5 protein-coding genes are annotated in these 5,393 nt (G+C 59.9%); all 5 read right to left on the minus strand.

The features are described 5' to 3' along the window. Nucleotides 1-75: 75 nt before the first annotated feature. The 5 genes from ACSFE6_RS30850 to ACSFE6_RS30870 all read right to left on the minus strand — a co-directional run bounded on the left by ACSFE6_RS30850 (nt 76) and on the right by ACSFE6_RS30870 (nt 5,165). Entirely contained in the window at nt 76-498 is a 423-nt protein-coding gene (locus ACSFE6_RS30850; RefSeq protein WP_435431156.1) for a hypothetical protein, read from the minus strand. Nucleotides 499-583: 85 nt separating this feature from the next. Beyond that, nucleotides 584-1,150 (minus strand): phosphonate degradation HD-domain oxygenase, encoded by a 567-nt coding sequence (locus tag ACSFE6_RS30855; protein ID WP_435431157.1) that lies wholly within the window; start codon nt 1,148-1,150, stop codon nt 584-586. Between the two features lie 136 nt (nt 1,151-1,286). Continuing rightward, entirely contained in the window at nt 1,287-2,312 is a 1,026-nt protein-coding gene (locus ACSFE6_RS30860; RefSeq protein WP_435431158.1) for a putative 2-aminoethylphosphonate ABC transporter substrate-binding protein, read from the minus strand. A gap of 52 nt (nt 2,313-2,364) precedes the next feature. Then, entirely contained in the window at nt 2,365-4,089 is a 1,725-nt protein-coding gene (locus tag ACSFE6_RS30865; protein WP_435431159.1) for a putative 2-aminoethylphosphonate ABC transporter permease subunit, read from the minus strand. Continuing rightward, nucleotides 4,089-5,165: a putative 2-aminoethylphosphonate ABC transporter ATP-binding protein gene (locus ACSFE6_RS30870; RefSeq protein ID WP_435431160.1), complete on the minus strand. Its 1,077-nt coding sequence runs from the start codon at nt 5,163-5,165 to the stop codon at nt 4,089-4,091. The genes ACSFE6_RS30865 and ACSFE6_RS30870 overlap by 1 nt, the downstream gene beginning before the upstream one ends. Between the last annotated feature and the right edge of the window lie 228 nt (nt 5,166-5,393).

The raw sequence follows: 5,393 nt of genomic DNA on the forward strand, positions 1-5,393 counted from the left end.
CTCCCACAGTGACCACATTCCCCTGTGGGAGCGAGCCTGCTCGCGAAGGCCTCGCCTCAAATCATGAACCGAAAACTACCACTCGATCTTCAGAAACTCTCGCACCAACGAATTGACCCGCGTTCTATCCGTCCGATCCGCCCGGCCGTCATTGTCCACATCGGAGCACAAAACGACCTCGAAGGCGCCGTCATTATCCAGGTCATGAACCGCTGCCTTGTAGGCGATGACCGGCCCTTCGTGGAAATGCAGTCGCACAGATTCCGGTGTGCCGTCGCCAGAAGGGTTCAGCGAGAACATTCGCAGATGCCGCTGCTCACCTTCACCATCGTTGAACCATCTGCATTTCAAGTAGGTCGTGCTAAAGGTTTCCAGCCGTCGCATTTCGTCGTCCGTCGCCTCACGCAGCAATTGTTCATCTTCAAAAAACTGAACCCGAAGCCTATCGGCCACCCCACCACCGCTTCGATCCTGAGCGATTGCTTTTAAATAGCGCATCCATTTACCTCCTTGTGAAAAGCTCAGATTGAGCCCTGCCAACAAGGCGATCCATGCAACGCTTCGTCAATCGCTGTAGGACCGATCAGCAGGCCTCGCGAGACAAGACGCTCACCGCTTTACGCTTCAACACGTCGAGATCCATCACCGGGACATGCATCTCCTTGGCCAGTTCATCCCACTGGCGCATGCGCAAACTCACTTCGCACAACGGGTCCTGTTCGAAAGCATCCGCTTCGGCGTCGGACATCACGCCCCCCTGATATTCCAGTGTCCGGCGACTGGCCTCGCTCAAGCGCTCGTAGTAGCCCGGCTCCCTGAGCGTCAAATAACGCTTGGCTTGGACGTGGTACTCCACCAAACGCGCCATGCGTTCGCTGAAACCTGCACTACGCAAATAATCGGCACCTAGCCGTTCATGACTGACCACACCGAAGCCGCCCATGTTCTCGGCGCCCTTGTCGCAGATGTGTCCGATGTCGTGGAAGAATGCGGCGAGCACCACTTCGTCGTCGAAGCCTTCGGCCATTGCGCATTGAGCGGCCTGGGACATGTGCTCGATCTGCGATACCGGCTCACCGATGTAATCGGCATTTCCGAAGTGTTCGTAGAGGGCGAATACCTTGGCGACGGTTTGTTCGTTGGGGCTCATCAGAAGTCTCTCGATGAAGTGGGACGTGTGGTGAATCGTAGACCGATTTCGCGAGCAGGCTCGCTCCCACAGGCGACCACATACTCTTGTGGGAGCGAGCCTGCTCGCGAAGAGGCCCTTTCAGACGACGAAGATCTTACTTGGCCGCCACTTTCTCGGACTTACCGTCATAGCGTTTGCGCCATTCGCTCAGGATCTCGTCGCGATTTTTCGAAGCCCAGGCAAAGTCGTTCTTGATCAAACGCTGCTCATAGTCGGCCGGCAATTCGGTCTGCGGCTTGGCGATGCCCGGTTGGGCGAGCACGGCGAAGTTCTCCTTGTACAGCTCCATCGCTTGCGGGCTGGCCGAGAAGTCGGCGAGCTTCTTCGCTGCGTCTTCGTGTGGTGTGCCTTTGATCACAGCGGTAGCCTCGATCTCCCAGCCCAGGCCTTCCTTCGGCAGGATGATGTCCAGCGGTGCGCCCTGGCGCTTGAGTTGAACGGCCGGGTATTCGAAGGAAATACCGATCGGGAATTCACCCGCCGCCGCCAGTTTGCACGGCTTGGAACCGGAGTGAACGTACTGGCCGATGTTCTGGTGCAGGTCGTCCATGTACTGCCAGCCCTGCTTCTCGCCGAAGGTCTGCAACCAGGCGCTGACGTCGAGGAAACCGGTGCCGGACGAAGCCGGATTCGGCATGACGATCTTGCCTTTGTACTCAGGCTTGGTCAGGTCTTGCCAGCTGACGGGCTTGGTCAGGCCCTGCTTCTCGGCTTCAACGGTGTTGAAGCAAATGGTCGCGGCCCAAACGTCCATGCCGACCCAGGCAGGCGGGTTGTCCGCGTCGCGGTAGTTGCCGCCGATTTTGCCCAGGTCTTTCGGCGCGTAGCTTTGCAGCATGCCCTGCTGATCGAGGATCGCCAGGCTCGAAGCGGCCAGGCCCCACACCGCGTCTGCCTGTGGGCGCGCCTTCTCGGCCAGTAGCTTGGCGGTGATGATGCCGGTGGAATCGCGTACCCACTTGATCTCGACGTCCGGATTGGCCTTTTCGAACACTTCTTTATAGGTCTTCAGCTGTTCGGCTTCGAGGGCGGTGTACACCGTCAACTCGGTCTTCGCCGCGAAAGCGTTCAGGCTGAAAGCGGTGAGGACAGCAGCGGCCAGGGCCAAGGGCTTGAACATGATCTTTTCCTGTTTTTGAGTTGAGGGGGCTTTGGTTTTCTGGAGCAGGCAATCAATGACCGGGCGCGGTCTGCCGCCAGGCCTGGGAGCGACGCAGCAAGCCACGCGAAGCCCAAGCCAGCAGCAGGGACACGCTCGCCGAAGTGAACAGAATCAGGGTCGACATCGCTGCCGCGCCGCCGACGTTGCCGGCGTCGTCCATGTTCAGCACCGCCACCGCCGCGAGGATGGTGTCAGGGCTGTAGAGGAAGATCGCCGCCGAGACGGTGGTCATGGCCGAGACGAACAGGTAGCGCACGATGTCCAGCAGCGCCGGCAGGCAAATCGGCACGGTGACCCGCAGGTAATGGCGATACAGCGGCGCCTTGAGCGACAGCGCGGCGGCTTCGAATTCGGCATCGAGTTGACGCAGTGCGGTGGTGGCGGTCATTTGCGCGGTGGTCAAATAATGCGCAATGGTGCAGACCACCAGCAGGGTCATGGTCCCGTAGAGCACATGCAACGGGTTGCCGGTGAGGTTGAAAAAGAAGACGTAACCCAGACCAAGCACCAGACCCGGCACCGCCATCGGTACGAAACTGAGCATGCGCAGGGTCAGATTCAGACTGCGCTGGCCCTTGGTTTTTTCCATCAGGTAGGCGCCGGTAAAGATCAGCACACTGCCAATCAACGCCGTGCACAAGGCCATCTTCACGCTGTTGCCATAGGCCAGCCAGCCACCGCCTGCGGTGTCGTTGAACTGGTAATGGTTGAGCGACAACGAAAGGTTGTAAGGCCAGAACTTCACCAGCGACGAGAACACCGCCATGCCGAACACCAGCAGCAACGCGGCGCTGATCAACAACACGATGGCCAGGTAGCAACCGTCGCGAAGCTTCGACGGAGCTGGTTTGAAGACCTGCGCCCGACCGCTCATGGAATCGCCATGACGTCGACGCAGCCAGGTATCGACACCGAAGCTCAACAGCGCCGGCAGCAGCAACACCATGCCGATCAAGGCGCCGCGACCGAACTGCTGCTGACCGACCACGGCTTTGTAGGCTTCCAGCGCCAGCACTTGATAGTCGCCACCGACCACCACGGGCACGCCGAAGTCGGTGATGGTCAAGGTGAACACCAGGCAGAACGCGGCGAACACCGCCTGACGGGTCGCCGGCCAAGTGATGCTGCGGAAAGCTTTTGCCGGACTGGCGCCCATGCTGGAGGCGGCATCGAACAGTCGCGCATCCGCCAGGGACAGGGCCGACAGCAGAATCATCAAGGCGTGTGGGAAGGTATAGATGACCTCACCCAGTACGATGCCCCAGAAGCCGTAGATGTTGTCCGAAAGCAAACCGCGCAACGTGCCCTGATTGCCGAACAAATACACCAGCGCGATACCGGGCAGCATCGACGGCGCCATCAAAGGCAGCAACGAAATCCCGCGCCAGATGCCTTTGCCAGGAATCAACGTGCGTTGCAGGGCGTAGGCAAACAGGTAGGCCAGCGGTACGACGATGGCCGCGACGCTGAGGGAAACCTTCAGGCTATTACCCAGCAACCAGTGGAAATTAGCACTGGTCACCAGCTCCCGAGCGGCCAGCCAACCACCACCCTGCCCGGCTTCGGAACTGAAACCGCGCCAGAAGATCGCCAGCAATGGCATCAATACGGCGACGCCGAGCAGCGCCAGCAACATGACTTTGCCGCCGACCACGAAAATCCGGTCGCCGATCTCGGCACGTGAAACCTGCCGCACCTGCTTACGCGGCAGCGGCAGTGCGATGTTCGCGCTCATCAGGCAAACACCTGCAGGCTGCGCGGTGGCAAGGCGACCATGATCTGTTGCGCGCAGAGGCGCGGCATGGCTTCCGGTGCCAGTTCGGCCAGCAAGGCATGGCCCGGCAGATGGTCGAGTTCGAAGCTCATACGGCAGCGGTTGCCGAGGAAGGTGATTTCGCGAACCTTGGCCGGGAACAGGTTTTCTTCGTGTACCAGCGGATTGACGCTGATGGCTTCCGGGCGGCAGAACAACCGGCCCGATGCGGTCCGGGCGGTACCTTCGACCAGGCGCAGGTTCATCCCGCCCACCTGGGCATGACTGTCGCTGCTGCTATGGAATGGCAACCAGTTGCCCTGGCCAACGAACTCCGCCACGAACGGTGTGGCCGGGCGGTTGTAGATCTCCTGCGGCGTGGCGTATTGCTCAACCTTGCCGTTGTTCATCACGGCGATGCGGTCGGCCATCAGCATGGCCTCGTCCTGATTGTGGGTGACCATCAGGGTGGTGATGCCGAGTTCACGCTGCAATTGACGCAGTTCAGTGCACAGATGCTCGCGGACACGGGCGTCGAGGGCCGACATCGGTTCATCCAGTAGCAACAATGACGGCGACGGCGCCAATGCCCGAGCCAGCGCGACCCGTTGCTGCTGACCGCCGGACAATTGGCCGGGGTACTTTTTCTCACTGCCGATCAGGCCAACCAGTTCAAGCATCTGCCGGACCCGCTGACGCACTTCATCACGACCCGCGTTAGCGAGACCGTAGGCAATGTTGGCTTCTACAGTGAGATTGGGAAACAGCGCGTAGGACTGGAACAGAATGCCGTAGTCCCGAGCCTGGGGTGCCAGGTGGGAAACGTCGCGATCACCCAGGTACAACTCGCCGCGGTCCTGACGCTCAAGGCCGGCGATGCAACGCAGCAAGGTGGTTTTGCCACAACCTGAAGGCCCGAGCAGACACACCAGCTCACCGGCCGCCACGTCGAGGGACACATTATCCAGCGCGGTAAAGGCACCGAAACGCTTGTGCACGCCTCGCACTTTCATCGGCGCACCGGGGTTGGTCAGGGCAGTTGCGATCGAGTTGTTCATGGACGGGCCTCATCAAACAGATGAGGGCCATCCTAGGGTTGTAATGCGTCCGTCATATGGCAGTAAGGCAAAAACGGCCGATAGTGGTATTCGGGATTTTTGGTTTAAATTTTGTATTGTCTGAACTGGCCCCCGTTGTGGGGGGGGGGGGGGACAGGAAAGAGAGGGGCGAAAGAGAGGGGGGGGGGAGGGGACAGGAAAGAGAGGAAAGTAGAAAAAAGAGCCACA

It is taken from the genome of Pseudomonas baetica (genome assembly GCF_051216495.1).
Lineage (GTDB): Bacteria > Pseudomonadota > Gammaproteobacteria > Pseudomonadales > Pseudomonadaceae > Aquipseudomonas > Aquipseudomonas baetica_B.